Origin of the sequence: Methylobacterium sp. V23 (assembly GCF_002917135.1) — a bacterium.
GTDB lineage: Bacteria > Pseudomonadota > Alphaproteobacteria > Rhizobiales > Beijerinckiaceae > Methylobacterium.
Genome location: NZ_PDHT01000017.1, coordinates 90,998 through 117,356, shown reverse-complemented (window position 1 = coordinate 117,356; position 26,359 = coordinate 90,998). Strand labels below are relative to the sequence as shown.

21 protein-coding genes are annotated in these 26,359 nt (G+C 65.5%); 12 read left to right on the top strand and 9 right to left on the bottom strand.

All coding sequences use genetic code 11. The features are described from left to right. Nucleotides 1-762: 762 nt before the first annotated feature. Nucleotides 763-960: a hypothetical protein gene (locus CRT23_RS17050; RefSeq protein WP_103710623.1), complete on the bottom strand. Its 198-nt coding sequence runs from the start codon at nt 958-960 to the stop codon at nt 763-765. Between the two features lie 749 nt (nt 961-1,709). Beyond that, a complete protein-coding gene (locus CRT23_RS28515) occupies nt 1,710-1,862 on the bottom strand; it encodes a hypothetical protein (RefSeq protein WP_181017373.1) in 153 nt (50 codons plus the stop codon). Between the two features lie 1,645 nt (nt 1,863-3,507). On the opposite strand from CRT23_RS28515, the gene CRT23_RS27850 reads away from it, so the two are divergent. Beyond that, a complete protein-coding gene (locus CRT23_RS27850; RefSeq protein WP_146056412.1) occupies nt 3,508-3,891 on the top strand; it encodes a hypothetical protein in 384 nt (127 codons plus the stop codon). 1,642 nt (nt 3,892-5,533) lie between these two features. Then, nucleotides 5,534-7,006: a LuxR C-terminal-related transcriptional regulator gene (locus tag CRT23_RS17040; RefSeq protein WP_245436308.1), complete on the top strand. Its 1,473-nt coding sequence runs from the start codon at nt 5,534-5,536 to the stop codon at nt 7,004-7,006. A gap of 158 nt (nt 7,007-7,164) precedes the next feature. Here CRT23_RS17040 and CRT23_RS17035 read toward each other — a convergent pair whose 3' ends face one another. The 4 genes from CRT23_RS17035 to CRT23_RS17020 all read right to left on the bottom strand — a co-directional run bounded on the left by CRT23_RS17035 (nt 7,165) and on the right by CRT23_RS17020 (nt 10,735). Further along, the gene (locus CRT23_RS17035; protein WP_103710620.1) at nt 7,165-7,764 is read right to left on the bottom strand and encodes a hypothetical protein; all 600 of its coding nucleotides are present in this window, start codon (nt 7,762-7,764) and stop codon (nt 7,165-7,167) included. 18 nt (nt 7,765-7,782) lie between these two features. After that, nucleotides 7,783-8,958, bottom strand: a complete 1,176-nt coding sequence (locus CRT23_RS17030; RefSeq protein WP_103710619.1) for a zinc-dependent alcohol dehydrogenase — start codon at nt 8,956-8,958, stop codon at nt 7,783-7,785. 258 nt (nt 8,959-9,216) lie between these two features. Next, entirely contained in the window at nt 9,217-9,468 is a 252-nt protein-coding gene (locus CRT23_RS17025) for a hypothetical protein (RefSeq protein ID WP_103710618.1), read from the bottom strand. Between the two features lie 88 nt (nt 9,469-9,556). Continuing rightward, nucleotides 9,557-10,735 carry a peptidoglycan-binding protein gene (locus CRT23_RS17020; protein ID WP_103710617.1) on the bottom strand — a complete coding sequence of 393 codons (1,179 nt, stop codon included), beginning with the start codon at nt 10,733-10,735 and terminating at the stop codon, nt 9,557-9,559. Between the two features lie 554 nt (nt 10,736-11,289). Here CRT23_RS17020 and CRT23_RS17015 point away from each other — a divergent pair. Together CRT23_RS17015 and CRT23_RS17010 are read left to right on the top strand one after the other, a co-directional pair. After that, nucleotides 11,290-12,387 (top strand): hypothetical protein, encoded by a 1,098-nt coding sequence (locus CRT23_RS17015; RefSeq protein WP_103710616.1) that lies wholly within the window; start codon nt 11,290-11,292, stop codon nt 12,385-12,387. A gap of 69 nt (nt 12,388-12,456) precedes the next feature. Next, nucleotides 12,457-13,245, top strand: a complete 789-nt coding sequence (locus CRT23_RS17010) for a Crp/Fnr family transcriptional regulator (RefSeq protein ID WP_103710615.1) — start codon at nt 12,457-12,459, stop codon at nt 13,243-13,245. Between the two features lie 312 nt (nt 13,246-13,557). On the opposite strand, the gene CRT23_RS17005 is transcribed toward CRT23_RS17010, so the two are convergent. Next, nucleotides 13,558-15,519: a PAS domain S-box protein gene (locus tag CRT23_RS17005; protein WP_103710628.1), complete on the bottom strand. Its 1,962-nt coding sequence runs from the start codon at nt 15,517-15,519 to the stop codon at nt 13,558-13,560. 389 nt (nt 15,520-15,908) lie between these two features. Here CRT23_RS17005 and CRT23_RS17000 point away from each other — a divergent pair, with 389 nt between their 5' ends. From CRT23_RS17000 to CRT23_RS16990, 3 genes are read left to right on the top strand one after another with little or no spacing between them, the layout of a single operon-like run. After that, nucleotides 15,909-16,616: an SRPBCC family protein gene (locus CRT23_RS17000; protein ID WP_103710614.1), complete on the top strand. Its 708-nt coding sequence runs from the start codon at nt 15,909-15,911 to the stop codon at nt 16,614-16,616. Nucleotides 16,617-16,627: 11 nt separating this feature from the next. Next, nucleotides 16,628-17,797, top strand: coding sequence for a zinc-dependent alcohol dehydrogenase (locus tag CRT23_RS16995; protein WP_103710613.1), 1,170 nt, complete (start codon nt 16,628-16,630; stop codon nt 17,795-17,797). A 1-nt stretch (nt 17,798) separates the two neighbouring features. Continuing rightward, nucleotides 17,799-18,623, top strand: coding sequence for a type 1 glutamine amidotransferase domain-containing protein (locus tag CRT23_RS16990; protein ID WP_348628867.1), 825 nt, complete (start codon nt 17,799-17,801; stop codon nt 18,621-18,623). 119 nt (nt 18,624-18,742) lie between these two features. Here CRT23_RS16990 and CRT23_RS16985 read toward each other — a convergent pair whose 3' ends face one another. Both CRT23_RS16985 and CRT23_RS16980 read right to left on the bottom strand, forming a co-directional pair. After that, nucleotides 18,743-19,426: a type 1 glutamine amidotransferase domain-containing protein gene (locus CRT23_RS16985; protein WP_103710627.1), complete on the bottom strand. Its 684-nt coding sequence runs from the start codon at nt 19,424-19,426 to the stop codon at nt 18,743-18,745. 125 nt (nt 19,427-19,551) lie between these two features. Then, nucleotides 19,552-22,227 carry an excinuclease ABC subunit UvrA gene (locus tag CRT23_RS16980; protein ID WP_103710611.1) on the bottom strand — a complete coding sequence of 892 codons (2,676 nt, stop codon included), beginning with the start codon at nt 22,225-22,227 and terminating at the stop codon, nt 19,552-19,554. A gap of 307 nt (nt 22,228-22,534) precedes the next feature. On the opposite strand from CRT23_RS16980, the gene CRT23_RS16975 reads away from it, so the two are divergent. The 5 genes from CRT23_RS16975 (at nt 22,535) to CRT23_RS29755 (ending at nt 25,975) form a co-directional block, all read left to right on the top strand. Then, nucleotides 22,535-23,593 carry an SDR family oxidoreductase gene (locus tag CRT23_RS16975; protein ID WP_103710610.1) on the top strand — a complete coding sequence of 353 codons (1,059 nt, stop codon included), beginning with the start codon at nt 22,535-22,537 and terminating at the stop codon, nt 23,591-23,593. Nucleotides 23,594-23,639: 46 nt separating this feature from the next. Further along, nucleotides 23,640-24,053, top strand: a complete 414-nt coding sequence (locus CRT23_RS16970; protein WP_245436306.1) for an SDR family oxidoreductase — start codon at nt 23,640-23,642, stop codon at nt 24,051-24,053. Between the two features lie 40 nt (nt 24,054-24,093). Then, nucleotides 24,094-25,116 (top strand): aldo/keto reductase, encoded by a 1,023-nt coding sequence (locus tag CRT23_RS16965; RefSeq protein ID WP_103710609.1) that lies wholly within the window; start codon nt 24,094-24,096, stop codon nt 25,114-25,116. 74 nt (nt 25,117-25,190) lie between these two features. Beyond that, nucleotides 25,191-25,727, top strand: coding sequence for an SDR family NAD(P)-dependent oxidoreductase (locus CRT23_RS16960; protein ID WP_348628866.1), 537 nt, complete (start codon nt 25,191-25,193; stop codon nt 25,725-25,727). Beyond that, a complete protein-coding gene (locus CRT23_RS29755; RefSeq protein WP_348628865.1) occupies nt 25,724-25,975 on the top strand; it encodes an SDR family oxidoreductase in 252 nt (83 codons plus the stop codon). The genes CRT23_RS16960 and CRT23_RS29755 overlap by 4 nt, the downstream gene beginning before the upstream one ends. Nucleotides 25,976-26,359 lie beyond the last annotated feature (384 nt).

Here is a 26,359-nt window from a genome sequence, read left to right as displayed (position 1 = left end):
GCTCAGCCGCTCAAGATCGATACGACCCATCCCACGAGGGAATCAGCGAAACCCACCCCGCGCAAGGGGGTGGGTAATTACTGATTTTAGTTCGCACAAAACTATAACTCAAACTAACAATAATTCTGATAAACCTTACAATAATGACGTTTATACAAAAATTTAATAGATGTTTCATTTTTTACAAATGTTATCACTACGTATATTATTAAAATTATTTCGAAATCAACAAAATGAAAATAAGGACGCGTTTAAATCCAAATATTTCCCCAGTCGATATTTTAATTATTCAGATTGTCTTTCGCCCAACTCCAAGCGACATAAAGCGGTCCTTAGAGATGTACGCTTATCCGATCCCATTGTTTAAGATGATTATCCAAACCAGCACCCCGCCGAGTTGAAAGCGAACGGTACTTGAACAACGTTTTCGCAGAACGAACCCATTTTTTGTTAAAACGGTAGGTTTCAAAGCTCGGGCAGCACAGCTGCGGAACCACGAAGTGCTGGTTCAGCGCCCCGAGACGTCGATGTCGAGCTAAACATTAGGGCGGCCTGGTCCAAAATACCGGCCAGGTCACGTCGCCGGAATGTGAGACGCCAGGCGCCGTCCTCACGATACAACGCTGAGCCTCTCGAGCAACGCGCGAAGCCCTTCTCACCCACCTTGCGCCGGCGCCCGCCGTTCGTCTGGATCCAGGTCTCTGCGACGCAGGTGATCGTTGGCAGCGCGGCGCTATAGTCCCAGTACCAGTGCGGGTTCGCCTATAGTCCGCGCTTGAGGTCGACCGCCTCGCGCGGGATCGGCTGGAGCCTACACCTGCCTTCCTGCTGCTCGAACAGGATGTCGTAGACGCGGTCGAGTGATGCGATCCATGCCGCACTACCGGTCGGCGCTGGGAAGATGCGCGATTCGTACTCGTGCGTGGTGATCTCACGCCAAGGCGGCTGCTGATCAGTCACCTTCCACCGATATAAAGCTTGTCCTGCAAGTTCGTTTCCCCCGACTCAGACGCGAAGCTTTCTAGATCAGGGTTTCGCTGCGGCGCCCCTGGTGGGAGTGCGTTGGCAGGACAATACTTCATACAGTAAATCTCAGTGTCGAGGGAGTTTGAGCAGACGTTCTGCGCCCTCCCATTGATGCAAGCGCACGTGCAGTAGGCGCTCGCCGGCGTGGGGAGCAGAGCTACGGCAGCTATGACGCTTGCCGCGCCGATCTAAGCGAGTTTCATCATCACCTCTTCCCTGGCTGAGGCAGCGCACTTCCCTGATTGATGCCGGCCTTCCATCCGGTCAAGACCGCGTACCTCAGAACGTCATGCCCGGTGCAGATGTGGCCGTCGATCTTGTACAGCCCCGCCTTGTCGCTTGGTATAGGAACGACGTCACGCCCACGCTTCTTCAAGAACGCGACAGCAGTCGGGATTTCGTCGGGTGTTGGCGCTTGTTGGGTCATGCCTTCTTCGACCTTGTCAGTAAGGGTGCAGTACGCACGACCATACGCCGATAATCCTTCTTGACATTGAGGCTCGCAAAGGCGCGGCTCGCGAAATCATATGCTCGAACGATTGCGCCCAAATCGATGATCCTGCCTTTGCTTGAAATGACAACGTAGGCTTGGGAGTTTTCTAGGAAGACTCTCACAGCCCCGTCTAAATCGTCGGCAGAGAACATGAGCGGTGGCGCCGGGTGATCAAAGTACCGAAGCAGGTTCATAGTTGCTGGATAGCACATGCCGCCAGTTCACAGTCCGAACAGCCAAAGCGAACCGCGCCGCCGGGACGGTCCGGCGTGTCGCGGTAGTAGGCGATGTTCGCGAAAGCGATGCGGTTGGCAGCGACAGCTGTGACCTTCGCGTCCGACATCAGGATCGCGCCGCAGAAGTCCGGGCGGACGATGCCGGCCTCTGGGTGAACGTCGAACGGCTCCAGCGTCGTCTAGCCGCGCCAGCGCCTCGTCCGCCCACCAATCCAGGAAGTCGACACATGCCTCGTGCGCACCGCCCCAAGATTGCAGTGTGAAGCCGGGGCACGGGACGACGCTGGGCCGGAGGTCAAGAAATCTCTAGCGCCAGAGTTTCGCGTCGGCGGGGACGAGCTTGGGCTTCTGTGAGGCTGGCAATGGGTCTGGCAGTTGATTCGGGCCGGACGGGATAGGGGAGGTGGGGTCCAGAGCCTATGGCTGAACGGTCACAGGTGCTGTTTCGTACGCTTCAGCAGACGGTGCAGACTCTTGTGCGTCCCAAAAACGCGGTCTGTTCCGTTGTGACCGAGAAGTCCGAGTAGCCATCACCCCTGAAACAAAAGGAAAAATTGGCTGGGGCGCCAGGACCCTAAACCTGCCGCGGCCAGCCAGAAAACCCGATGTCTCTCAGTCACTTACTTCGCGCGGCGCCTGGGGATGTGTAGCAGGATTGAGATCAGCGCGGCAACCCTCCGCGAGCTCGTCCGCCCGTCGCCTGACGGTCAGGCATCCGCCCAGCGGGCGTTATGGGCATCGAACCTCGTGGGCCGGAGAAAGTAATGCTTAAGGCGGTTAGGAGTGTACGCAGGTATATGACGGGAAAGCGGGTGCGTCCTCGGCCGTAGCCTCGCCCGCCGCGATCGGTACCCCGAGGTTGGTGGCGAGGTCTTCATGCGTTTCTGCCGAAGCTGTGATACCCCTGCCAAGATCGTCGGGAGCATGCTGCCGCGCCGCATCCGAGTCGCGAGTTTACCAATGGTACCAAGGCCACGTTCCATTTTTCGCCGTGAATTATTCCCGGACAGCGATACTTGGTGCGAAGCGTTATACCACGGTGGTGCAATCCCCGGTGTCGATTTCGACCTCAGTCACGTAACCGGGTATTATGGGGAGAAGTTGCGGGCGATTTGGGACGAGGCGCCTGATAACCTTTCCAGCTATGATTACTTGTAGCGAGAACAGCAGCGGCGGCCGGATATATTTGTAAGGAAGCTGCCGTCCCGGCGCTTGTTCGTGCCCTCATCAGCTGACGAAAGGCCTGAGCGGCCAAACACATCGACTTACGTGACGCCGAAGGATTTCGCAGAGCATTATGCGGCAGCTGCGTTTGCTGCTCATTCAGGCTTAACTTGCGAGACGATGGTAACGCTGTGGTGGGGCGCGCTCGATGCTTCTGAAGCACGTCAAGCGCAGATCCTGTTTTCGAAGATAACAAAGCAATTTAACGATTGGTGTTCCCAGCGTAGCTTGCCGACCGTGTACTTTTTCAGCCACGAAAGCAGTCCTAAGATCGGGTTGCATACGCATCTTGCAGTCTATCTCTGTCTTGGACTACATTTAAATACTACGCGCGATGAGTTTCGAATTTGGGCTATGGGGTGGCCTGAGCGAAACGGACTTGGGAAACGGCCGCGGGCCATCCGCGTCACAGGTCCGACGAAGCGAACTCCCTGGCTCCACTGGCACCGGTTCCATTATCAGGTAAAGGGCTACGATCCACGGGCAGTCGTTCGGCACGCTTATAATTCGACGTCCGGGACTGATGTTATGCTGAGCGATCTGATCGCGTGGCCCTGGCGGGACCCTGGCGTAGTCACGATGGCGCCGCGTCTCGGCCATGCCTTGAACCTCGGCCCGGATCGCCGCCTTGCCGGCATTCCGAAACATTGCGACGAACTTCGTAACCCACCACGGCCGAAGAAGCCGGTAGTGCCGCGAGAACTGAGTCTTGAGGAACAGTTAAGGTATTATTCACCGCCTGCACGCCCTCGCCCTCCGTTCGTTTCGCGGTACGACGATGGTTGGCGTGACGTCCGCTGCCTGTACCCACGCGAGTTCAACACCCGAGTGACGAAGCTGTCCTATGAGCCTGAGCCGCTGCGGCAGGGGCCGCCACCGGACGACTTCCAGCTGGACATGGAGCTTATCTGAGCCATCGCCGAATCAGGGTTCCAGCCGTGCTGGGATCGGGGCGCCTGCCTCGCTAGTTCTTTGGTCGTGCCGTCGGTGGGGCAGTGAATGGGGGCGCTTGCAAATGCGGGCGCCCTTTTTGCGTTTTCGCGTCCGTCCATCGCCAGCGGGACCGGGAACGAAGACCACCGTGCCGAGCGCCTTTTTTGTTCCGCACCATGGTGAAGGATGCTCGCGTGCAGTTACTTGCGACATCTGCCTCGTGTGAGACGAGGCAGATGAGTCTCGTTACGAGCCGAAATTGCTTCGTTACCGCAGTAGTTTATACGGGAGACGAGGACAGGTTTGCGACTATACGCGGTCTTTTCCCATGGGGGTCGGTTCGTACTGCGCATAGCGGCGTTCGTGGTCAGCGGCTCCACCCAGCGGGGAATGGCCGGCGTTTCCTGGACGACGGGCCGATGCTACCTTACCCCGGTGCCCACACTGGTTTGATGAACTGCGGGACATTCTGCCTGCGTTGATCGCCGACCGCTAACCGCTGCGCACTTTGGATCTTGGTGGACGTTTGAGGGAGGCCGGCTTGCCTTGAGGCAAGGCTTTGCCGGTGAGGGCAAAGCATCGCATCTACCGAAGGGTCCGGATCTCGGAGCCACGCCGTCGGTCGACCGGCGGATCGAAGGTGTAACCTTTTGACAGGTAGGCCGGGGTTGGGCTGTCGGCCTTTACACACCGCTTCCCGTCAGCTTGGACGGCCAGCGCCGACGGACCCCACCGCTCGATCCGCGGAGCGTTAGAGTCGTCGTGGAGGGTTGGGGCTACCCGTATACCTCCATCCTGCGGTCCCGTAACGTACGGGACCACTTGCGGCCGATGCCCTTCGGCGTGTGACCCGGCGATCTCCGCCCCGCCTGGCTAGCGGTGGAGGCTCGGGTGCTCATAGGGAGCGTGGCTCTTTCCCTAAGCCGGGTAGGAGCTCTGCCCTACGTTCTGCAGTTGGAGGAGCGTTTCACGCTTCAGGATCGCAACTGGTCGGTGTGCCCCTGGAGTCACGGCCTGCACTCGCTTTTGTAAAGGTCCGGTTCCAGTCAGCCTGATGAACCGATCTGTATGACCAAGTTGGGTGGTTTTCTGCCCGACCGCTTTCGGACGGCGAATGCATCGAGGCGGGCATCGTCACAGGGACCGCTCCCGACCTCGCGCAGCCTCTCAGCCCTGAACACAATCAGCTTGACGGCGGTGGTGTAAGTGCCATCGACAGCCGATGCGTCGCACTGGTCAATGTCAGCCGAACGGCGAGGCATGTTTAAATGATTAAGGCCGGATCTAGGAAGCCCGCTGGGCCTGGGTCTATCCGTGAAGGCCGCTACTTTAACAGCAAACACCCAGCATCGGGCCTCAAAGATTTGAAGGCAATTGCCTTGATTGGTCAAGGTTTGTCTCCGAACCTTCTCGGACAGCATCAGGTCCAAGCTGGTTCAGTTCGCCCCCCGGGGCGAGCCCTATTTGTACGGGCTCGGACCCAGGACCGGCGCGGTGTTGACAAAAGTTATTGAGCTAATGCGCAGGGTTCGAGCTAGGGTCCTTCGCTGACGAGCGCCTGATCGCTCAACGCCGGGGACCTTCGATGCTCATCCAAGAGCAGATGATGAGGCGCCAGCGGGTGCTGGCCAATTTCGGCGAGTTCGCCCTGCGCAGCGAGAACCTTGACGAGGTGCTCACCGAAGCCTGCCGTCTCGTCGCCGAGGCTCTCGGCACCACTCGCGCCAAAATCCTAGAGATCCATGAGGACAGGCAAAGCCTGCTCGTGCGTTCGGGCGTAGGCTGGAAACCGGGCATCGTTGGTCGGCTGCGCTTACCCATGGGAGAGCGCTCCTCCGAGACCTTCGCGATCAAGGAAGGCAAGCCTGTCATCACGCAGGACATCCGCAAGGAGACGCGCTTCGAGTTCCCCAAGTTCATGACGGAGGCCGAGGTCGTCGCGGTGGTAAACGCTCCGATCTTCCTGCCGGGCAGGAAACCCTACGGCCTGCTCCAGGTGGACGCGACGGAGCCGCGCGACTTCATCCAGGAAGACACCGAGTTCCTGCGCACCTACACCATCATCTTGGGACCGGTCATCGACCGCATGCACAAAGTGAGCGACCTTCGCACGAGCGAGGATCGGTTCCGGCGCTTTGCCGAACATTCGGCCAACGTTCTCTGGCTCGCCGACCTGAAGACTGGACAGCTCAACTATCTCAGCCCGGGCTTCGCTCGGGTCTGGGGTATGCTCGCCGAGGACATGCCGGATGTCGCGCGTTGGCTTGCCAGCATCCACCCGGAGGACCGCGGTGCCGCGGCCCATGCGCTGGACCGGGTCGGCGGCGGCGAGACACTCAATCTGGAGTACCGCATCCATCGCGCCTCCGACCATACGGTCCGTCGCATCCGCGACACCTTCTTCCCGATCCCGGCCGAGGACGGGCACATCCGATCCGCGGGCGGGATCGCCCAGGATGTCACCGTCGATACGGGCCTACGCGCCTACGTGGTTGCGGCTGGGGACGACGCGCGGCGCAGCCTCGTCGGCACTCTGCAGGACGCTGGTTGTGAGGTGCGAGCCTTTGCGAGCAGTCAGGACCTCCTCAAGATGGCGGGTTCGCTGAAACCGGGCTGCGTCTTGCTCGATGTGAAGGAAGGCGGCGACCTCGTTGTCCTCAGCGAACTGAAGGCGGCACGTGCGCACCTGCCCGTGGTTGCGGTCGGCGCGAGTGGCGGCGATGTCGGGTTCGGCGTGCGCGCCATGAAGGCGGGAGCGAGCGATTTCCTTGAAGCCCCGTGGGAGCCGGGGGGGCTGCTATTCGCCGTCAAGACGGCGCTCGCCGAGATCCACGCCGAGGCGGATCGGGCGCGCGGAAGCGACGCGACCCGGGCCCGGATCGCGTCGCTCTCCCTTCGCGAACGCGAAGTGTTGGAGGGCTTGCTGGCGGGTGGGACCAACAAGTCCATCGGCCGCACGCTGGGCCTGAGCCCGCGTACGGTGGAGATCCACCGGGCTCGGGTCATGGATGCGCTCGACGCCCACACCCTGCCCGAGGCTGTTCTGATCGCGACGGCCGCCGGGGTCCGTCCCGCCAATCACAGCGGCAACTAGTTCGCAATCCGGCGCCCGGACGAAAACCAAGGTGCCGTGGGCTCTGCGATCGCGATTGTTCAACCCATGACGCCGGCGCAGGCGGACTGAGCCACCGCCCGCTTGTCCGCCTTCGGGGGGCGCGAGAATCCCCAGGCCCTCGCCCGCATAGGGCGGTCTCAGGCTACGGATGTCTGCTTCGACACCGCGGCGAGAGAGGGGGCGTGACGCAGGTCGGGCGGCGTCTTGAAGTCCCGGGCTGCGCCACGGGACGCCTGAACGCCGCGCGGGTATCCGCTGCGGTTCCGGTAGGAACGTTTCCGACGGGCTCCGCGGCTATGCAGGGCCGTGCTGGCTTGCGCATCGATCAGGTCGACCGCGGTGATACCGACCAGTAGGGCGAGGGCGACGGCGGCGTTGCCGCGCTTCGGGTTGTCCGGCCGGAGCGCCGTCATTACGGTCGCGATGTCGAGGCCGTCGCCGGCGACCCGGCTCCAGAGGCCGAGGTTCCTGTCGACCGACAGGGAGAGGATGCCGCTGCCGATCTCCCGGGCGCCATAGGCGCGCACCAGCGCCTCCTTGCCCTCCATCCCGAACGCCCGCGTGATGCGCTGGGGCGCCACGAGTTCGGTGATCCCGAGAGCAAGGCTGAACCAGCCGAGCCCCTTGGCGAGGCGGTCGGCAATCCCGAGCGAACTCGGCCCGGAGCGGAGAACCTTCGGATCCCCCTCCGATCGCGTGATGTTCGAGAGGCTCGCGATGCTTGCAATGTTCGTCATGATCTCCCTCGCGCGGTGTCAGGGTTTAAGAACGACCTTGATGCAGCTGTCCTGCTTGTCCCGGAACGTCCGGTACATCTCGGGCCCCCTGTCGAGGGGGACCTCGTGCGTGATGACGAAGGAGGGGTCGATCTGCTCCTCCTCAATCCGGCGCAGGAGATCGGCGGTCCAGCGCTGGACGTGGGTCTGTCCCATGCGGAAGGTCAGGCCCTTGTTCATTGCCGCGCCCATCGGGATCTTGTCGGCTAGGCCCCCATAGACCCCCGGGATCGAGATCAGGCCGCCCGGCCGGCACACGTAGATCATCTCGCGCAGCACGTGCGGCCGGTCGCTCTCGGCCAGGAGGATCTGCTTGGCCCGATCATAGATCGTGTCCGGCATGGCGGGCGTGACGTGGCTCTCCATGCCGATGCAGTCGATACACTTCTCAGGGCCCTCGCCGCCGGTCAGCTCGTTCAGCCGCTCGACGACGTTCTCCTCGTCGAAGTTGATGGTGATGGCGCCCCCGGCTTCCGCCATCTCCAACCGCTCCGGTAGGTGGTCGATGGCGATGACCTGCTCTGCGCCGAGGAGAACGGCCGAGCGGATCGTCATCTGGCCGACCGGCCCGCAGCCCCAGACCGCCACCGTGTCGGTCGGCTGGATGTCCGCCTGGACTGCCGCCTGCCACCCGGTCGGGAAGATGTCCGAGAGGAAGAGCAGCTTCTCGTCGGGAATGCCCTCAGGCACCTTCTGGACGGTGGAATCGGCGAACGGCACGCGCAGGTACTCGGCTTGGCCGCCCGGGTAGCCGCCGGTGAGGTGCGAGTAGCCGAACAGGCCCGCGGTGGTGTGGCCGAAGACCTTTTCGGCGAGATGTTTCTTGCGATTGCTCTTCTGGCACACGGAGAAGTACCCGCGCTTGCACTGGTCGCACTCGCCGCAGACGATGGTGAAGGGTACCACGACCCGGTCCCCCTTCTTCAGCTTGCCGTTCAGCCCGCGCCCGGTCTCGACGACCTCGCCCATGGTCTCGTGACCCAGGACATCGCCAGGGAGCATGGCGGGGATGAAGTTGTGGAACAGGTGAAGATCGGAGCCGCAGATCGCGCAACTCGTGACTTTGACGACGACGTCACGGCCGTCCTCGATTTCCGGATCGCTGACCGTGTCGCAGCGGATGTCTTCCTTCCCATGCCAAACCAGGGCTCGCATAGCCGTCTTCTCCCATGGGTTGAGATGCGAGAGGCCCATCCGGGCGGTGCGGCCCTCCCGGGCTCGGCCCCTCGCGGGGATGATGGTCGGTGTCGCAACGAGGCGAACCGGGGTGAGGAGCGCGCCGTTCCTGCGGACAATTCCCTAGGAGGCCTCCGCCCCCGGCGGGCCGTCGCCGAGGAAGTCCCGCAGTCCAGCGGCCGCGCCGGTCCGCGGCCTTCGCGGCTGGCAGGATTGCGGATGGGGGGTCGTCCGCCGTCAGACCCGGTCTGACCGGTGTCCCGAGGCATCCGGCGGCGGATCACGTCTCCGGACGAACACCTGTGTGGCGCGGATCGAGCGCAGGGTGCCCGGATCAGCCCGGTGCTCCAGGGCGTTCCGTTCGAGAGCGTGGAGTTCCTCCAACAGGGCGAGGCGGCCCCGGGGCGTCGCGTTCGGCAGCCGCTCCTGCACCAGCGCGACCAGCTTGCGCATCATCGGATCGTCGACGGGTCTGGACAAGCTGTGCATGCGGCACCTCCCGCGCTTCACGCGCATCGAAACGCCCGCCCGGCATGTGCGCCGAGCGGGCCGCCGAGACGTGCGCCCCGGGCGTGGGCTATCGCGTCCCTGACGGTGCGGGCGCCGCGTCGCCGCCCTGCCCAGCGGGCGCGTCGGCCTTTCCGGAGCGACGTCCTTCCGCAGCGCTCGAAGCGGATGCGCCCGCGTTGCCCGCGGCCTGGACGGCCCCGGTGGTCTGCACGTTCGGATTGCCCGACGTGTCGGCACGGGCCGTCATGCCGCCCAGGAACTCGCCCCGCTCCCAGCGCGACATGCCGACCGCGGCGAGCAGGTTCGTGGTCAGCGTGCCGGTGGGCTCGAGGCCCTGCGCCTGCTGGAAGTGGGTCGCGGCGATCGTCGTGTCGTTATTCCAGTTGCCGTCGAGATGCCCGGCCGCATAGCCCCTCTGGTTCAGCACCTGCTGAATCTGGCGGACACCATCGGCATTCAGCCAAATCGGCTCACCGGGGCTCTCGGCGCGTTCCATGGCGATGCGCTGGTTGTCGACCTGCCGGTCGCCTCCCGGGCCGGCCGCCTGGGTCGGCTGCGGGCGTGCCGCGTTGGCGGCCTGTGGACCCGTGCCATGACCGGCCGAAAAGATCGCGTCGGTCAGGCCGAGGGCGGCGATGAGGCCAACCTCGAGCCGCCCCGTCGGCTCGAGCCCGTGGGACTGCTGGTAGCTGCGCGACGCCTGAACGGTCGCGGGCCCCCAGCGTCCATCGACCTGTCCCGTATTCCAGCCCTGCTGGTTCAGGGCCTGCTGGATCTGCCTGATGCCGGCAGGACTGACATGAAGGGGCGTGCCGCGGCTGTCCGCGCGCTCGACGACAATGCGCTGATTGTCGACCTGCTTGGTCCCCTGGTCGCCGCCCTGACCGCCGCCCTGCCCGCCGCGATTGCCGAGGATGATGTCCTGCTCCAGACCGAGACCATAGGCGAGCGGAATGGTCAGCGTGCCGGTCGGCTCCATGTTCTGCGCCTGCTGAAAGCTGCGCGCCGCGGCCACGGTCTGCGGGTTCCAGCGACCGTCGACGGTCCCCGTGCTGTAGCCCTTCTGGGTCAGGGCCTGCTGGATCTGCCGCACACCCGCCGAGCTGACGTAGATCTGCGTGCCCTGCCCATCGGCCTGATCCTGGGTGACGCGCTGATTGCTGACGGATGATTGCTGAGCGTGTGCGTAACCGCCGCCCAAGGACGCGATGGCCGTGGTTGCGAGGAAGATGTGCCTCAGTCTCATGAAGACCTCCTGATATGGACATGACGACGAACCGAGTCGGACCACACCAGTTTCTTGCGGACAAACCGTAGGAAACCTACGATACGAGATTAAATCTGAGACAGGATAAGGACTTACTGAATATTTATTTTGGACCCGGATCGAAACTACGGAAGCATCCGGATCGTCGGGTGAGATTTTCGATATCACTGTCGCGCCTCCGAGGGTGGCCTGATCGGCCACCGGTCCGGAGGCGTGCCATGGCCGATCCCTTTTCGGATGAAGACCGCGATGCTTGCGCACGCGAAGCCGCAACGGCGATTGAGGCATTCCTCGATCAGAGGTGTCCCGAGATGAAAATCGCCTTCTGGAGCGCCGTCGGGAAGCTTTATCGGCTGGACACGCCGTCCGGCGGGCCGTGCCCGGCGCCACCGGGGCCGACCCTGGACGCAGGGCCGCCGGCCCGATCCCGATAGGGATCGTCCTAGGGATCTATCGCGGGAACGGGGACGGCACCGGCTGGTTCGCGACGGACGTGGCGCCTGCGGCGCGCAGGGCCTCCTACCGGGATGATCATGGCTTCCCTCCTCGAACGCGCGTTCGGCGGCCTGGTGATGGCGGCCGTCCTCCTCGACGTCTTCCTCACCGTTCTCTACGCGCGCATCGGCACGGGTCTGGTGGCGGACCGCGCCGCACATCTGACATGGATGGCCTTTCGGCGCGCCGCGGAGGGGGCCGGGGCTCGCCGCGGGGCGGTGCTCTCCTTCTGTGGACCCGTCGTCCTTCTCCTCTACGTCCTGCTCTGGGCCCTCGGCCTGACGCTCGGCGCCGGGCTCATCATCCATCCCGGGCTCGGGGCGGGCGTGCAGGCGGGCAACGGCCCGACACCCACGGACATCCTCACCGCGCTCTATGCCGGCGGCAGCAGCATGGCGATCGTCGGGGCGAGCGATTTCAAGCCCACGACCGACGCCTACCGGGTCGTCTACCTCGTGCATTCCCTGATCGGGATGACGGTGACCTCGCTGGTCCTAACCTACGTCATGCAGGTCTACGGTGCCCTGCGGCAGCGCAATACGCTCGGCCTTCAGCTCCATATCCTCTCCGCGCAAACCTCCGACGTAGGCGAGTTGCTGGCCAGGCTCGGACCTCGCGGACAGTTCAGTGGCGGCTACAGCCACCTCGTCTCGCTCGGCGAGGCGATGGCCGAGATGAAGGAAGCCCACCACTTCTACCCGGTCCTGTTCTACTTCCGGTTCGAGAAGCCCTATTACTCGGTCTCGGCGCAGGCCTACCTCGCCCTCGATGCCGTCTCGCTGATCCGCAGCACGCTCGCGGGTGAGGAAACGGAATGGTTGAAGGAATCCGCAGCGGTCGAAGCACTGTGGCGGGTGGCCCAACTGCTGATCGTCACCCTGGAAACGACCTTCCTGCCGGGTGATCCGGTCGTCCTGAAGGCCGTCGATCCGAGGGAACGGCAGCGCTGGCGCGCCCATTGGGAACGGTCTGTCTCTCGGCTTGCCGAGGCAGGCATCGCGGTTGCCCGAGAGGAGGCCGCAGCGCAGGCCTATATCGACCTCCGTGCGCATTGGTGGCCCCACATCACCCGACTTGCCCCCGCGATGGCCTATCGGAGCGGGGACATCGAAGCGCACGGAGCGGAGGCGTCCTAAGGAATGGGACGGATGTACGCGCCGCGTCGGCACGGCTGAATAGGGCTCTCATCCTGGAGCAATCTCCCAATGGTGCCCTTCGCCCTCTCAACCGTGATGGATCCCCCCGTATCCGGACCCGCACGCGCGCCGCGGCATTCGGCCCCGGAGGATGTCTCACCCGCGTGTGCGCTGATTCGTAAGCTCGACAACTTCATTTCGCTCGCCGAAGCCGATCGAGCGGCACTCGTCGGCTTGACCGAATACGTCCGACGGATCGAGCGGCACACCGTCCTGGCGGAGCAGGACAGTGTCCCGGACCACGCGCTGATCGTCTTCGCCGGGTTTGCCAGCCGGTACAAGCGCCGCGCTTCAGGCCGCCGCCAGATCCTCGCCTATCTCATCCCCGGCGACCTTTGCGACTATGGCGCGCTCCACGGATACGCCCTCGATCACACGATCGAAACCCTGACCGACTGCCGGATCGCCAGGATTCCCCGCGCGGCCTATCTCGACCTGCTCGGCCAGCATCCCCGTATCGCGCTGGCGTTGCAGCATGCCAAGCTCGCCCAACAGGCGACCGCCCGCGAGTGGATGGCCAATATCGGCATGCGCTCGGGTCTTGAGCGGATGGCGCATCTCTTCTGCGAACTGCTGGAACGTCTCGGATCGATCGGCCAGGTCACAGCCGGTCAATTCGATATGCCGCTGACCCAGACGGATCTGGCCGACGCGCTCGGCCTGTCGAGTGTCCACGTGAACCGCGTGTTGCAAGCGCTGCGGCGCGAAGGGCTGATCGCATGGCGGGGAGGTCGATTGTGCGTCCTCGCGCCGCGGCAATTGCGCGAACTCGCGGAGTTCGAGGCGGGGTACCTCTAGAGCATCCTCATCCGGGAGGGGTCTCAGCTTTCGGGCCGAAGCAAGACCGGCCTGAAGCATCGCCGCGCGTCCGGTACGACAAAGGCGTGCTGCAGCGCTCGCCGCTGTCTTGGTGCCGTGCCCGATCGCGTTGCGGCGATGCGCGGCTCCGAGGCGAAGTCTCACGGACTCGACCCATGGGCAGGGTCGGTGAGGTCCGGCGGACGACCACCGCCACGCGGTCGCGCGAGCGGACCTCGCATCGACGCGCTCTCGTGCGCTGGACCCACCCCCGCTTCGCCGGGCGCTCTGAGAAACGGATCGAACCCGTTTCTACCGTTCGCCGGGCTGGATCTCGTCGCATTCCTGGTGCGCGGGACGCACGCCAGCGGCCGTCGCGATGAGGACAGCTTCAGGCAGGGTATGGGCACCGAGCGCATCCATGACCCGGGCCCGGTGGATCTCCACGGTGCGCGGGCTCAGGCCCAGCGTGCGGGCGATGGTCTTGTTGGTGCCCCCCGCGAGCAGTCCCTCCAGCACCGCGCGTTCGCGCTCCGACAACGTCGCGATCCGATTCAGGGACGCTTCGTGCGCGCGCGACCGCTCAGCGGCGTCGCGGATGCCGGCCAATGCCGTCCTGACCGCGAGGAGGAGCGCCTCCGAGGTCCAGGGGGTTTCGAGGAAATCGACCGCCCCCGCCTTCATGGCGCGAACGCCGATCCCGACATCGCCCCCGCTCGCGCCCACCGCGACGACGGGCAGGTGAGACCGGTAGGCCTTCATCTCGGTTGTGGTCACGAACCCGTCGATCTCCGCCATGTCGAGCACGACGCAGCCCGGCATCAGGGAGCCTGCCATCTTGAGGAAGTCTTGGTCGTTCGCGAAGGCCTGAACGGCGTACCCGCTGGATTGAAGTGCGCTCACGAGCCTATGCCGGGCGTCAGCCCCGCGCGCAACCACGTAGGCGCGCAAGCTGGTCGCGATCGTGACGTCTTGCGCGATCCCACCGGCCAGTCGGATTTGCCCGTCTTCAGCCGGGATCGGAAAGAAGGTATCGCGGATCCGACGCACGGCCTGGTCCGAGGCGCGCAGGATGCGGTACTCCAAAACCATTGTCTCGCCGTCGCCGACAAGCTCCAGCGCGTGGGCCGCGGCACCTCGGTCCTCCGGGTGGATGCTGGCAAGCCAACCCGCGATATCCGGCATGTCCGCGCAGGGCATGCCCCAGACTTGTGCGAAGGCCGGGCTGAGGTAATCGAGCCGCCCGCTGTCCAGATCGGCGAGCCAGAGAACGTTCGCCGAATGCTCGGCGTAGCGCCGAAATCGCGCCTCGCTCTCGCGCAAGGCCGCCTCGGCCCGCTGCTCCCGATCGACGTCCTGCACCACCACGATGGCCTGCCGGATAGAACCATCGTCTCCGCGGACCGGAATGCCGCTGATGCGCCTCCAACACGCGTTGCCGTCTCTGGGCCGGTGTAGAAAGCGCATGTTATGCACGACTTCGCCCCGCATCGCCCGCATGAACGGGTATTCGTTCACGGGCACCACACGGCCTTCCGTGTCGTAGCCGGTCCAGTGCAGCTGTGCGTCCGAATCGAGGGAGGGGGGGCCGCCGGGGAGAAACTCGCGACACAGCGGATTGATGAGCAGCGCTTGCCCATCGGCCCCGAAGAGTCCGGCTCCGAAAGGAAGATGCTCGATCAAAGCGTTGAAGCGCGCCTGTTGCGCCTTGATCTCCTTCAGGGCGGATCGGAGGTGCTGCTCCGTGTGGATCCGAGCGGTGGTTTCGTGGACGTGACACAGCACGCCCTGCACGCTGCCGCTCGCGTCCCGGACCGGCGAGTAGGCGAACGTCCAGTGACTCTGCTCCCGAGTGCCGTGGCGGTCCGTCGTAATGCCGTGGTCTTCCAGATAGGTTGCCTCACCCTGGAGCGCGAGCTCCGTCACCGGTCCGACCTGGTCCCATGATTCCTTCCAGACCTCGGGGAAGGGGCGCCCCAAAGCCTCGGGTTTGATGCCGAGGATGGGTCGGTATGCATCATTGTAGAAGCTCGTGAGGTTTGGACCCCAGGCCAGGTAAGTTGGAAAGGCCGAGTTGAGCATGCTGCTCAAGGTGTACCGTAACGTGTTCGGCCATGTTTCAATCGGGCCGAGCGGTGTGGACCTCCAGTCATGCGCACGGATGCGGGCAGCGACCTGACCGCCCCCCGTGAGAAAATCTCCGGTTTCCACTCCGGCTCCTTCCGGGATCGCGCCGAAACGGCGGATCAGGGCCTGCTCATGGACTGCGACCATCCTCATCCGCCACATAATCTGATCTGCGTCTAAGGTATAGAATCAAATAGGTTATCAAGAGAGAAGCTGGACCGAGCAATTGGGCGACGCCGCATGCCGATTAAGTGCGGTGATCCTCTGCTCGTGTCAGGCAATTCTGTCCGTTTCTTCCGCAGTGGCGAACATGGCGCAAAGGATCGAGCGCCCGGAAAGGAATTACCTTCAATGCCCTCGCGCTGACACCGGGACCCTCCTTAGGAACACCCCTGATCAAACCGAGGTGCTTCGGCCGATGTTTCTCAGGCTTGGACTGGTTGGGTTGTTCGGGGCGGATTGCTCCACCTCTCGACACCCCGCCCGACCCTCACGCGCGCCCGCAGACCGCAGCAATTTGATCAAGGGGGTGGCCCATGGCCGATCGATACGGCAACGGCAGAACGTGTGACCCGATGGAGCGTGATCGCGCGTCCGCCGGCTCGCGCGCGCACGCCGGACCCGGCGTCAATGGAGTGGGATTGGCGCTGGCCGGCATAGCCGGAGCGGCGGCCCTCGCCATCCTGGGCGCCCAGCGGCTCGGCCAGCCGAGTCGAGGGGGCGCGGCAAAGACCGATGCCGCGCCGGCCTGGGGCGAGGAGCCCGAGGTCGAATACTCCATCACCATCGAGCGGCCCGCCGACGAACTCTTTCGGGTTTGGCGGGATCCGGCGACCCTCCCGCGCATCATGGCGTTTCTGGCCGAAATTCGCCCCACCGGAGACGGGCGGAGCGAGTGGCACACCGGCGGCTCGCTTGGCCAAAGCCATGCCTGGGTCATGCAGATCACCGAAGAGCGCCCTGGCGAGCTGATCCGCGCCAGCGCGGACGGAGGCGGCGCCCTCGTGACCGAGTGCGAGGTTCGCTTCCGCGCGGCCTCGGGCGGTCGCGGCACGATCGCCACGTTGCGCGTCCGCTTCGATCCGCCCGGGGGCATGCTCGGCGACGTGGCCGCCCGCGTCTTCAAGGGCGTCGTGCCGAGGGAACTCGCGTCGAAGGCACTCCGCTATTTCAAGAGCCTCGTCCTGACAGGCGAAATTCCCACCACCGATCGTCAGCCGGCCGCCCGGCGCGACTCCCGCTGAGGAGCTTGGATATGCGTGCGCTGTACTGGAATGGCGTCAACGACCTGCGCGTCGGAACCGTCAAGGATCCCGAGATCGTCAACCCCCGCGACGCCATCCTGAAGGTCAAGCTGTCGACCACCTGCGGCTCGGACCTGCACTTCATCGACGGCTACATCCCGACCATGAAAGCCGGCGACGTGATCGGGCACGAGTTCATGGGCGAAGTCGTCGAGGTCGGGCCGGAGGTGAAACAGGTGAAGAAGGGCGACCGCGTCGTCGTTCCCTCGTTCATCGCCTGCGGTCAATGCTGGTATTGCGATCAGAAACTCTTCTCTCTTTGCGATTGTACCCATCCGAAACCGGAACTCCAGGAGCCGCTGCTCGGATATCCGACCGCGGGCATCTACGGTTACACGCACGCCTTCGGGGGTTATGCGGGATCCCACGCCGAGTATATCCGCGTGCCGCACGCCGACGTGGACTGCTTCAAGGTGCCCGACGGCGTCGCGGACGAGACGGCCTTGTTCCTCTCCGATGCGGCGCCGACGGGCTACATGGGCGCCGATTTCTGCGATATCCGTCCGGGGGACACGGTCGCGGTCTGGGGCTGCGGCGGCGTCGGCCTGATGGCGCAGCAGAGCGCGCGGCTGATGGGCGCCGAGCGGGTGATCGCGATCGACCGCTACCCCGAGCGCCTCCGGATGGCGCGGGAGCATGCCGGCTCCGAGACGATCGACTACACGCAGGTTCACAGTGTCCTGGACGCGTTAAAGGACATGACGGGCGGGCGCGGGCCGGATTCCTGCATCGACGCCGTCGGCATGGAGGCGCACGGCACCGGATCCCAATACGCCTACGACCGCGTGAAGCAGGCGTTGCGCCTGGAGACGGACCGCGCTGAGGCGCTCCGCGATGCCATCATGGCCTGCCGCAAGGGCGGCACGCTCTCGGTCCTCGGCGTTTACGGGATGATCGACAAGTTCCCGATGGGCGTCATCATGAACAAGGGCATGACGGTGCGCACCGCCCAGCAGCACGGGCAGGCCTACATGAAGCGGCTGCTCGCGCATGCCCAGAAGGGCGAGCTCAACCCAGCCTATCTCGCCACGCACCGTTTCTCGCTGGAGGACGGACCGCGCGGCTACGACATGTTCAAGCACAAGACGGACGGCTGCGTGCGTGCGGTGTTCACGCCGTAGGATGTCGATCGTCGATCAGGCGTCGGCGGCGACAGGCTGGTTCGCCGTTCGAAGAGGACCGTCGACCGTCGGTCTTTTCGACGCCCTCCCCAACAAGGCGGGGCGGCAAGCCATCTGCCCGGCGGCGTCGCGCAGGCGCCGAAGGCGCAGGCGTCCGCCCTGTTCTCAGAGCCGCCATCGATCGGGGACATCGACCTGCCCGCCGCGAGGCTTCCCCGATAGCGGCGGCCGGTGCCTCATGGATCACATCAGAAGGAACCACGACATGGCCGATATCAAGGGAGTGAAGATCGCCATCTTGGTCACGGACGGTTTCGAGCAGGTCGAGCTGACCGAACCGCGCAAGGCCCTCGACGAGGCTGGCGCCGACACCGCGATCGTATCACCCAAGGACCGTCAGGTCCGCGGCTGGAAGTTCACGGAATGGGGTGACAGCCTGCCCGTCGACGTACCCCTCGATCAAGCGAGGCCCGATCAATTCGATGCCCTGCTTCTGCCGGGCGGCGTCATCAATCCCGACGCACTTCGGACGGATAAGAAGGCCGTCGCGTTCACCAAGGCCTTCTTCGAGGCCGGAAAGCCCGTGGCCTCGATCTGCCACGGGCCCTGGACCCTCATCGAAGCGGATGCCGTGCGCGGCCGACGCCTGACCTCGTGGCCGTCGCTCCGAACAGACCTCGGAAACGCGGGGGCCGATTGGGTGGATGAAGAATCGGTCGTGGACGGGAATTTGGTCACCAGCCGCAAGCCCGATGACATCCCGGCCTTCAATCGAGCTCTGATCACGCTGTTGGCGGAGTCACGCGGGGGCGTTCGGCCCGCGTGAAGCGCGCGAGCCATGCCGCACCCACGAACGTCGACCCTCGGAGTACCGTTCTGCTCGGGCGCTCCTGGACGCGTGAAACGGCCGCGAAAGTCCCTGACGGGTCGATCGCCCATAAGCCGTCATCGATCGTCGAGCGTGGCTTTCAGGCGCTCGGCCGCCGGTCCGGACGAGGCTGGGTTCTGCCCCGTGATCAGCAATCCGTCCGCGGCCACGTACGGCTCCCAGTCGCCGGCCTTTGAGAACACGCCGCCATTCCGCCTGAGTTCGTCCTCGACGAGGAAGGGGACGATGGCGGTCAGGCCCACGGCCTCCTCCTCGGTGTTCGTGAAGCCGGTCACGGCCTTGCCCGCGACGAGCGGCTTGCCGTCGGGCGCCTTGGCATGGCGCAGCACGCCGGGGGCGTGGCAGACGAGGGCGACGGGTTTGCCGGCCCGGAGCGTCGTCTCGATTAGCCGGATCGATGCGGGGTCCTCGGCCAGATCCCACAAGGGGCCGTGCCCGCCGGGATAGAACACCGCGTCGAAGCCCTCGTGGGTGACGCCATCGAGCCGGACCGTGTTCGACAACGCGGCGTCGGCTTCGCCATCGGCCTCGAAGCGTCGGGTCAGATCAGTCTGGGAATCCGGCTCGCTGCTCTTGGGATCGAGCGGCGGACGCCCTCCCTTCGGCGAGGCGAGGACCACCTCCGCACCCGCGTCCTTGAAGACGTAGTAAGGCGCGGCGAGCTCCTCCAGCCAGAAACCTGTCTTGCGGCCGGTGTCGCCGAGCGTGTCGTGCGAGGTTAGGACCATCAGGATCTTCATCATCATTCTCCGGTTCTGTTCTGAGTCTATCGTTCCTACGCTCGCGAGCGGATCAGTTAAGGGGAATGCCATCACGACGGTGGAATCCCCAGCGGTCGGCGCGCACCCGGCCGGGGTCGCGAGCCCTAGCCTTCGGGGGCATCGAGCTCGTCCCGCAGATAGGGTGCCGTACGACTCGCCCGCGCCCGTGCCACGATCTCGGGACGACCGGCCGCCACGACCGTGCCACCGAGGCTTCCGGCGCCGGGGCCCACATCGATGACGTGGTCGGCCCCCGCGACGACGCGCATGTCGTGTTCGACCATGACGACCGTGTTGCCGGCATCGACCAAGCCGTCGAGCTGAAGCATGAGGCGGTCCACGTCGGTCGGGTGCAACCCTGTCGTCGGTTCGTCGAGGACGTAGAGCGTGCCCCCGCGCTGCCCCCTCTGCAACTCGGTCGCGAGCTTGATGCGCTGAGCCTCCCCGCCGGAGAGTTCGGTCGCGGGCTGGCCTAGGCGCAGGTAGCCGAGGCCGAGGTCCCGCAGCACGGCGAGCGGCCGCAGCACGGGCGGCTCGTCCGCGAAGGCCGCGCAGGCGCGCTCGACGGTCAGCCCGAGCACGTCCGCGATGGTCAGCCCGTTCCAGGTGACCGCCAGCGTCTCCGGCGCATAGCGGGACCCATGGCAGGTCGGGCAGGGGGCGTAGACGCTCGGCATGAACAGGAGCTCGACGCTGACGAAGCCCTCGCCCTCGCAGGCCGGGCAACGGCCCTTCGCGACGTTGAAGGAGAAGCGGCCGGCGTCGTAGCGGCGTTTGCGAGCCTCGGGCGTGGCGGCGAACAGCTTGCGGACGGCGTCGAACAGGCCCGTATAGGTCGCGAGGTTCGAGCGGGGCGTGCGCCCGATCGGCTTCTGATCGACCTTGACCAGACGCCGGACCCCCTCCATGCCGCCGACGATGCGCCCCTCCGTCGGATCCGGCGCCTCGTCGAGGGGATCTTCCGGCTCGTCGTCGGTGTCGACGGGTCTGCCGAGGCGGTCGCCCACGAGGTCCAGCAGGGCTTGGGCGACGAGGCTCGACTTGCCGGAGCCCGAGATCCCCGTGACGGCGGTAAGGCAGCCCAGCGGGAACGAAGCCGAGACCCCGCGCAGGTTGTTGCGGACGATACCCTTCAGGCACAGCCATCCGGAGGGCTCGCGCCGCGGGCGCCGTGGCGGCTCGGCAAGGCCGAACAGGTGCAGGCGCGTGCGCGACGCCTCCACCGCGCGCAGGCCCTCCGGCGGGCCGCTGTAGAGCACGGTGCCTCCGTGCTCGCCCGCCGCAGGGCCGACATCGATCAGCCAGTCGGCGCGGCGCATAGTGCCGATGTCGTGCTCGACGACGAAGAGGGAATTCCCGGAGGTGAGCAGCCCGGCCAGCGCCTCGTGCATGGCTTCGCCGTCGGCGGGGTGCAGCCCCGCCGTGGGCTCGTCGAGCACGTAGGCCACGCCGAAGAGCTGCGAGCGCAGCTGGGTGGCCAGCCGCAGGCGCTGCAATTCGCCTGACGACAGGGTCGTGGTCACCCGGTCCAGCGACAGGTAGCCGAGGCCCAGCCCCATGAGCGTCCCGATCCGGTCGACGAGATCGGCTGCGAGGCGCTGGGCGGCGAGCCGCTTCTCAATGGAGAGGTTCGGCGTCGCCCGCACGTCCGGCGCACCCGCATGGGCCGACGTCCCGGAGGCGGCACGCCAGGCCCGATCCCGCCGGCCCGCTTCGCGATCGAGCGTCCCGGATTTGGCGTCGTCGGCAGTTTCGGCATCTGGCAGCCGGTCCTCGGCGGCCGGCCGCAGCGTCTCGGCGAGGTCGGAAAGCGGCAGGCGCGACAGGTCACCGATATCGAGGCCCGCGAAGGTGACCGAGAGTGCCGCGGGCTTCAGGCGCTTGCCTTGGCAAACGGGGCAGTCCTCGCTCACGAGGTAGCGTGAGGCGCGGCGGCGCATCAGGGCGCTCTGCGAGTTGGTGAAGGTGCCGAGCACGTGGCGGCGGGCGCTCGTGAACGTGCCCATGTAGCTCGGCTCCATGCGGCGCCGGCGGGCGGCCTGCGTCTGCTCCGGGGAGAGCCCGGCATAGACTGGCTCCTGGGGCTGGTCGTCCGTGAACAGGATCCAGTCCCGGAGCGCCAGCGGCAGGTCCTTCCAGGGCGTGTCGACGTCGACCCCCCGGCTCACCAGGATGTCCCGCAGGTTCTGGCCGCCCCAGGCCTGCGGCCAGGCCGCGACGGCCCGCTCGCGGATCGTCAGCGACGGGTCGGGCACCATGGAGGCTTCCGTGGCCCGGTAGATCCGCCCGAGCCCGCCGCAGGACGAGCAGGCGCCCTGGGGCGTGTTGGGCGAGAAGTCCTCCGCGTAGAGCATCGGCTGGCCCGGTGGGTAGGTGCCGGCGCGCGAGTACATCATCCGCACGAGGCTCGACAGGGTGGTGACGCTGCCGACCGAGGAGCGGGCGCTGGGTGTGCCGCGCTGCTGCTGGAGGGCGACGGCGGGGGGAAGCCCCTCGATGGCGTCGACGTTGGGCACGCCGACCTGGTGGATCATCCGCCGCGCATAGGGGGCAACGGACTCGAAGTAGCGCCGCTGGGCCTCGGCATAGAGCGTGCCGAAGGCGAGCGATGACTTGCCGGAGCCGGAGACACCCGTGAACACTACCAGGGCGTCGCGCGGCAGTTCCACGTCGACGTCGCGCAGGTTGTGCTCCCTGGCACCCTTCACCATGACGTAGCCCGGCCGTCCCGCGCCGGATCGAGCCATCCCGACGGGTTTTCTCGGCTTCGGCTGGTCCATGGTCCATCCTCTCGACGCATCCGTTCTCGCAGGGCACCGGACGTTGTCGTGCCGACTCGATGTCGATAACGCGGGAATTACGCGTCGAAGGTCCCTTGAAATCGACGCAGGCGGTTCGAGCGAACTCTGCAGCGTTTGTCCCTTGGAAAGCAGGCACGTCCAGCCGGGTGCTGATCTTGTCGAGAAACGCAGGGTGCGAACCCGGGACGCCGGCGGCAGCTTTTCTCCTGTGTGAGGCCGGCTTCCGATGCGATCACGTCCTGTGCTTCCCGGCAAGCCAGATTACGGGGAACAGGAACAGCCAATCATGCAGAGAAAAGTCCTCGTCGCCGGCGCCCAGGGTGTCATCGGTCGCGCGGCGGCCATCCGTCTCGCCGCCCAGCCCGAAACGACGGTGTTGGGCCTCTCTCGTCGGACCGAGCCGGCCATCCCGAACGTCGAAGCGGTTTCCGTCGATCTGCTCGATCCGGCCCGGGTCCGGGAGAGCCTCGGCGAGGTCCGCGACGTCACCCACATCGTGTTCGGGGCCTACATTGAGAAGCAGACCGCGGCCGAGAAGAGCACCGTCAACGTCGCGATCCTGCGCAACCTGCTCGACGTCGTCGAGGAGACCTCGCCGGGCCTGCGGCACGTCACGTTCTACCAGGGCGGCAAAGCCTACGGCGCCGATCTCGGCCCGTTCAAGACGCCGGCCCGCGAGGACGACCCGCGCCTGATGCCGCCGAACTTCTACTACGACCAGGAGGACCTCTTGCGCGAGCGCCAGAAGGGCAAGGACTGGTCGTTCACGGCCCTTCGGCCCGAGGCGGTCTGCGGCTTCGCCATCGGCAACCCGATGAACCTGCTCACGGTCATCGCCGTTTATGCGGCCATCTCGAAGGAGCTCGGCATCCCGCTTCGCTTCCCCGGGACCGAGGCCGCCTACCGGGCCCTCTACCAGGTCAGCTCGGCCGACATCCTGGCGGAGGCCGCGGACTGGGCCGGCACGACGCCGGCCGCGCGCAACGAGATCTTCAACATCACCAACGGCGACTACTTCCGCTGGCAGCACATGTGGCCGCGGATCGCGCGCATGTTCGGCATGGACTGGGCCGATCCGATCCCGATGCCCCTGGCGACCTACATGACCGACAAGGGCCCGCTCTGGGACAGGATGACGAAGCGCTACGGCCTGCAGCCCATTCCCTACGACAAGGTGGCCTCATGGCCCTTCGGCGATTTCATCTTCGCCAGCGGCTTCGACAACATCAGCAGCACGATCAAGGCCCGCCAAGCCGGCTTCCAAGCCTGCATCGACACCGAGGACATGTTCCGGAACCAGTTCCGGCACCTGAGCGACCTGAAGGTGATCCCGCTCGTTCCCTGAGATCCGGCATCGCCCACAGCATCACCTGTCAGGAAGGAAGCCGAACATGGCTCGCTTCGAGAAGCGCGTCGTCGTCACCGGTGCCGTGACGAACCTGACCCGGTCGCTGGCGCTTGAGCCCGGCGACACGGGTGTCCGAGTGAACGCGGTCAACCCAAGCCTGACCTTGACGGACCTGACCCGGTCCATGAAGCACGATACCGGGCTGATGGCGATGTTCGCGGACCGCATCCCGATGGGCCGTGGGGCCGAGCCCGAGGGAAACCGCCGACGTCATCGCCTTCCTGGCAAGCCACGATGCCCCTTTCCTGACCGGCGTGAACCTGCCGGTCGGCGGCGGGTTGTCCGCCTCGAACGGCCAACCGCGCCAGGCCTGATCCCATCGCGCACCCCGGACGTGCGCCGGTCCGCCGGGCCGGATGCAGCCTTCGGTGGGCGTAGCCCCGGGTCGGATAGCTGATTGTCGTGGAATCGCCCCCCATCGAAAACGGAAAACGACCATGGACTTCAGACGCCTCGGACACTCGGGCCTTCGTGTCCCCGCCCTGAGCTTCGGCACCGCGACCTTCGGCGGGGGGAACGACTTCTTCAAGGCATGGGGCTCGACCGACGCGGGAGGGGCCTCTCGCCTCGTCGATGTCTGCCTCGACCACGGCGTGACGATGTTCGACAGCGCCGACGTCTATTCGGATGGGTTGGCCGAGGAGATCCTGGGCGCGGCCATCAAGGGTAAGCGCGACCGCCTGCTGATCTCGACCAAGACCACCTTCCCGATGGGCGACGACCCCAACGGCTTCGGCTCGTCCCGCCAGCATCTCGTCGACGCGGTGGACAAGGCGCTCAAACGGCTGGGCGCCGAGCACATCGACCTGCTTCAGCTCCACGGGCAGGACTACAACACCCCGGTGGAGGAGACGCTCTCGACGCTCGACGAGATCGTGCGCTCCGGCAAGGTCCGCTACATCGGCGCCTCGAACTTCTCCGGTTGGCACCTGATGAAGTCGCTCGCGGTTTCGGACCGATACGGCTATCCGAGGCACGTGGCGCACCAGGCCTACTACTCGCTGCTCAACCGCGACTACGAGTGGGAGCTGATGCCGCTCGGGCGCGACCAGGGCGTCGGCGCCGTGATCTGGAGCCCCCTGGGCTGGGGGAAGCTGACCGGCAAGATCCGTCGCGATCAGCCCCCGAAGCCAGGCACACGGGCGCATGACATCGCCGAGACCGGACCGCACTACGAGCAGGAGCGCCTCTTCCGGATCGTCGATGCGCTGCTCTGCGTCGCCGAGGAGACTGGCCAGACCGTGCCTCAGATTGCGCTGAACTGGCTGCTCCAGCGCCCGACGGTGTCCAGCATCGTGGTGGGGGCGCGCAACGAGGAGCAGCTCATCGAGAACATCGGTGCGGTGGGTTGGAGCCTCTCGGCGGAACAGGTGGCAAGGCTCGACGCGGCCAGCGACGTGCCCCCTGCCTATCCGGTCTGGCACCAGCGCGGCTTCCCGATGTTGAATGAGCGCGGCTGACCGACGCGAACCTGGCAGGCCGGACGCACCCGGCCCTCAGGCGTTTCATTCGCGACTTGACCGGAGGATTGAAGATGGATCTTGGACTGGCTGGTAAACGGGCCCTGGTGGTTGGGGCAAGCCGCGGGCTCGGCGCCGCGATTGCCCGGACGTTGCTGCAGGAAGGGGCGACCGTCGTGGCGGCCGCCCGCAACGCCGGAGCGCTCGCCAGCTGGATCGATGCCTTGCCAGCGGACCAGCGGGCGCGGGTGGAGGCGGTCACCTTCGACCTCTCGGACATCGCCACGGTGGACACTCTGGTTGCATCGCTGCGCGGGCGCGGCGGCGTGGACATCCTGATCGGCAACTCCGGCGGCCCGCCACCCGGAGAGGCACGGAACACGGGCCGCGGCGACTGGCTCGTGCACTTCGAGGCGATGGCGGCCAACCTGTTCCACCTCGTACAGGGCCTGCTACCGCAGATGACCGAGCGCGGCTGGGGCCGCATCATCACCATCGCCTCCTCGGGCGTCGAGCAGCCCATCCCACGGCTGGTGGTCTCCAACGCCGTGCGTGCTGCCGTCGTCGGCTGGTCCGCTCCGTCGCCGCCGAGATCGCGAGCCAGGGCGTGACGGTGAACGTGGTGCTGCCCGGCCGCATCCACACGGAGCGCGTCGACCAGCTCGATGACGCCGCGGCTGCACGGACGGGAACGACGCGCGACGATGTTGCGAAATCGGCCATCGGGGCGATTCCGGCGGGCCGCTATGGCAGGCGGGAGGAGTTCGCGGACGTCGTGACCTTCCTGGCCAGCGCGCGCGCCTCCTACGTGACCGGAGCCAAGATCCGAATCGACGGCGGCCTCATCCGCGGCCTCTGAGGAACGGGCAAGCGAAGGACGCGATCGGAGCGCAAGCGACGATCATCGGCCACATCGCGAGCTTCATCAACGGACGGCTTCACGTCAGCCGCTAAAACGGTCGATGCGACCGGCGTAGAATGCGCGCGTCTTCGCAACACAGCAAGCAACGCCGCCGTGAAACTCTTCTCGGAGCCCCGAGCCCTCAAGCTGGAGCCGTTTGGCGTACGGGTCCGCCTGGTCATCTCCGTCAGGCGCCGGAGACGGCCTTCGGCCAGACCCGCAGTCCTGTATGATCGACGGCTCCCCTAAGCTGTCCCTGCTGCCTTGCCGGGCCTGAGCTGGCCGTCGTTCAACTGAACGACCGCTTCCGGTAACCTGGAAGAACTCTCGCAATGACGTAGT

Excerpts from the sequence above, each read along its gene's own strand:
- CRT23_RS28515 (WP_181017373.1), bottom strand. The coding sequence starts at position 1,862 with ATGTCGGACGCGAAGGTCACAGCTGTCGCTGCCAACCGCATCGCTTTC.
- CRT23_RS17030 (WP_103710619.1), bottom strand. The coding sequence starts at position 8,958 with ATGCGAGCCCTGGTTTGGCATGGGAAGGAAGACATCCGCTGCGACACG.
- CRT23_RS27850 (WP_146056412.1), top strand. The coding sequence starts at position 3,508 with ATGCTGAGCGATCTGATCGCGTGGCCCTGGCGGGACCCTGGCGTAGTC.
- CRT23_RS16970 (WP_245436306.1), top strand. The coding sequence starts at position 23,640 with ATGGCTCGCTTCGAGAAGCGCGTCGTCGTCACCGGTGCCGTGACGAAC.
- CRT23_RS17025 (WP_103710618.1), bottom strand. The coding sequence starts at position 9,468 with ATGCACAGCTTGTCCAGACCCGTCGACGATCCGATGATGCGCAAGCTG.
- CRT23_RS16960 (WP_348628866.1), top strand. The coding sequence starts at position 25,191 with ATGGATCTTGGACTGGCTGGTAAACGGGCCCTGGTGGTTGGGGCAAGC.
- CRT23_RS16985 (WP_103710627.1), bottom strand. The coding sequence starts at position 19,426 with ATGAAGATCCTGATGGTCCTAACCTCGCACGACACGCTCGGCGACACC.
- CRT23_RS17000 (WP_103710614.1), top strand. The coding sequence starts at position 15,909 with ATGGCCGATCGATACGGCAACGGCAGAACGTGTGACCCGATGGAGCGT.
- CRT23_RS17035 (WP_103710620.1), bottom strand. The coding sequence starts at position 7,764 with ATGACGAACATTGCAAGCATCGCGAGCCTCTCGAACATCACGCGATCG.
- CRT23_RS17015 (WP_103710616.1), top strand. The coding sequence starts at position 11,290 with ATGGCTTCCCTCCTCGAACGCGCGTTCGGCGGCCTGGTGATGGCGGCC.
- CRT23_RS16965 (WP_103710609.1), top strand. The coding sequence starts at position 24,094 with ATGGACTTCAGACGCCTCGGACACTCGGGCCTTCGTGTCCCCGCCCTG.
- CRT23_RS16990 (WP_348628867.1), top strand. The coding sequence starts at position 17,799 with ATGTCGATCGTCGATCAGGCGTCGGCGGCGACAGGCTGGTTCGCCGTT.
- CRT23_RS17020 (WP_103710617.1), bottom strand. The coding sequence starts at position 10,735 with ATGAGACTGAGGCACATCTTCCTCGCAACCACGGCCATCGCGTCCTTG.
- CRT23_RS16980 (WP_103710611.1), bottom strand. The coding sequence starts at position 22,227 with ATGGACCAGCCGAAGCCGAGAAAACCCGTCGGGATGGCTCGATCCGGC.
- CRT23_RS17005 (WP_103710628.1), bottom strand. The coding sequence starts at position 15,519 with ATGGTCGCAGTCCATGAGCAGGCCCTGATCCGCCGTTTCGGCGCGATC.
- CRT23_RS16975 (WP_103710610.1), top strand. The coding sequence starts at position 22,535 with ATGCAGAGAAAAGTCCTCGTCGCCGGCGCCCAGGGTGTCATCGGTCGC.
- CRT23_RS17010 (WP_103710615.1), top strand. The coding sequence starts at position 12,457 with ATGGTGCCCTTCGCCCTCTCAACCGTGATGGATCCCCCCGTATCCGGA.
- CRT23_RS16995 (WP_103710613.1), top strand. The coding sequence starts at position 16,628 with ATGCGTGCGCTGTACTGGAATGGCGTCAACGACCTGCGCGTCGGAACC.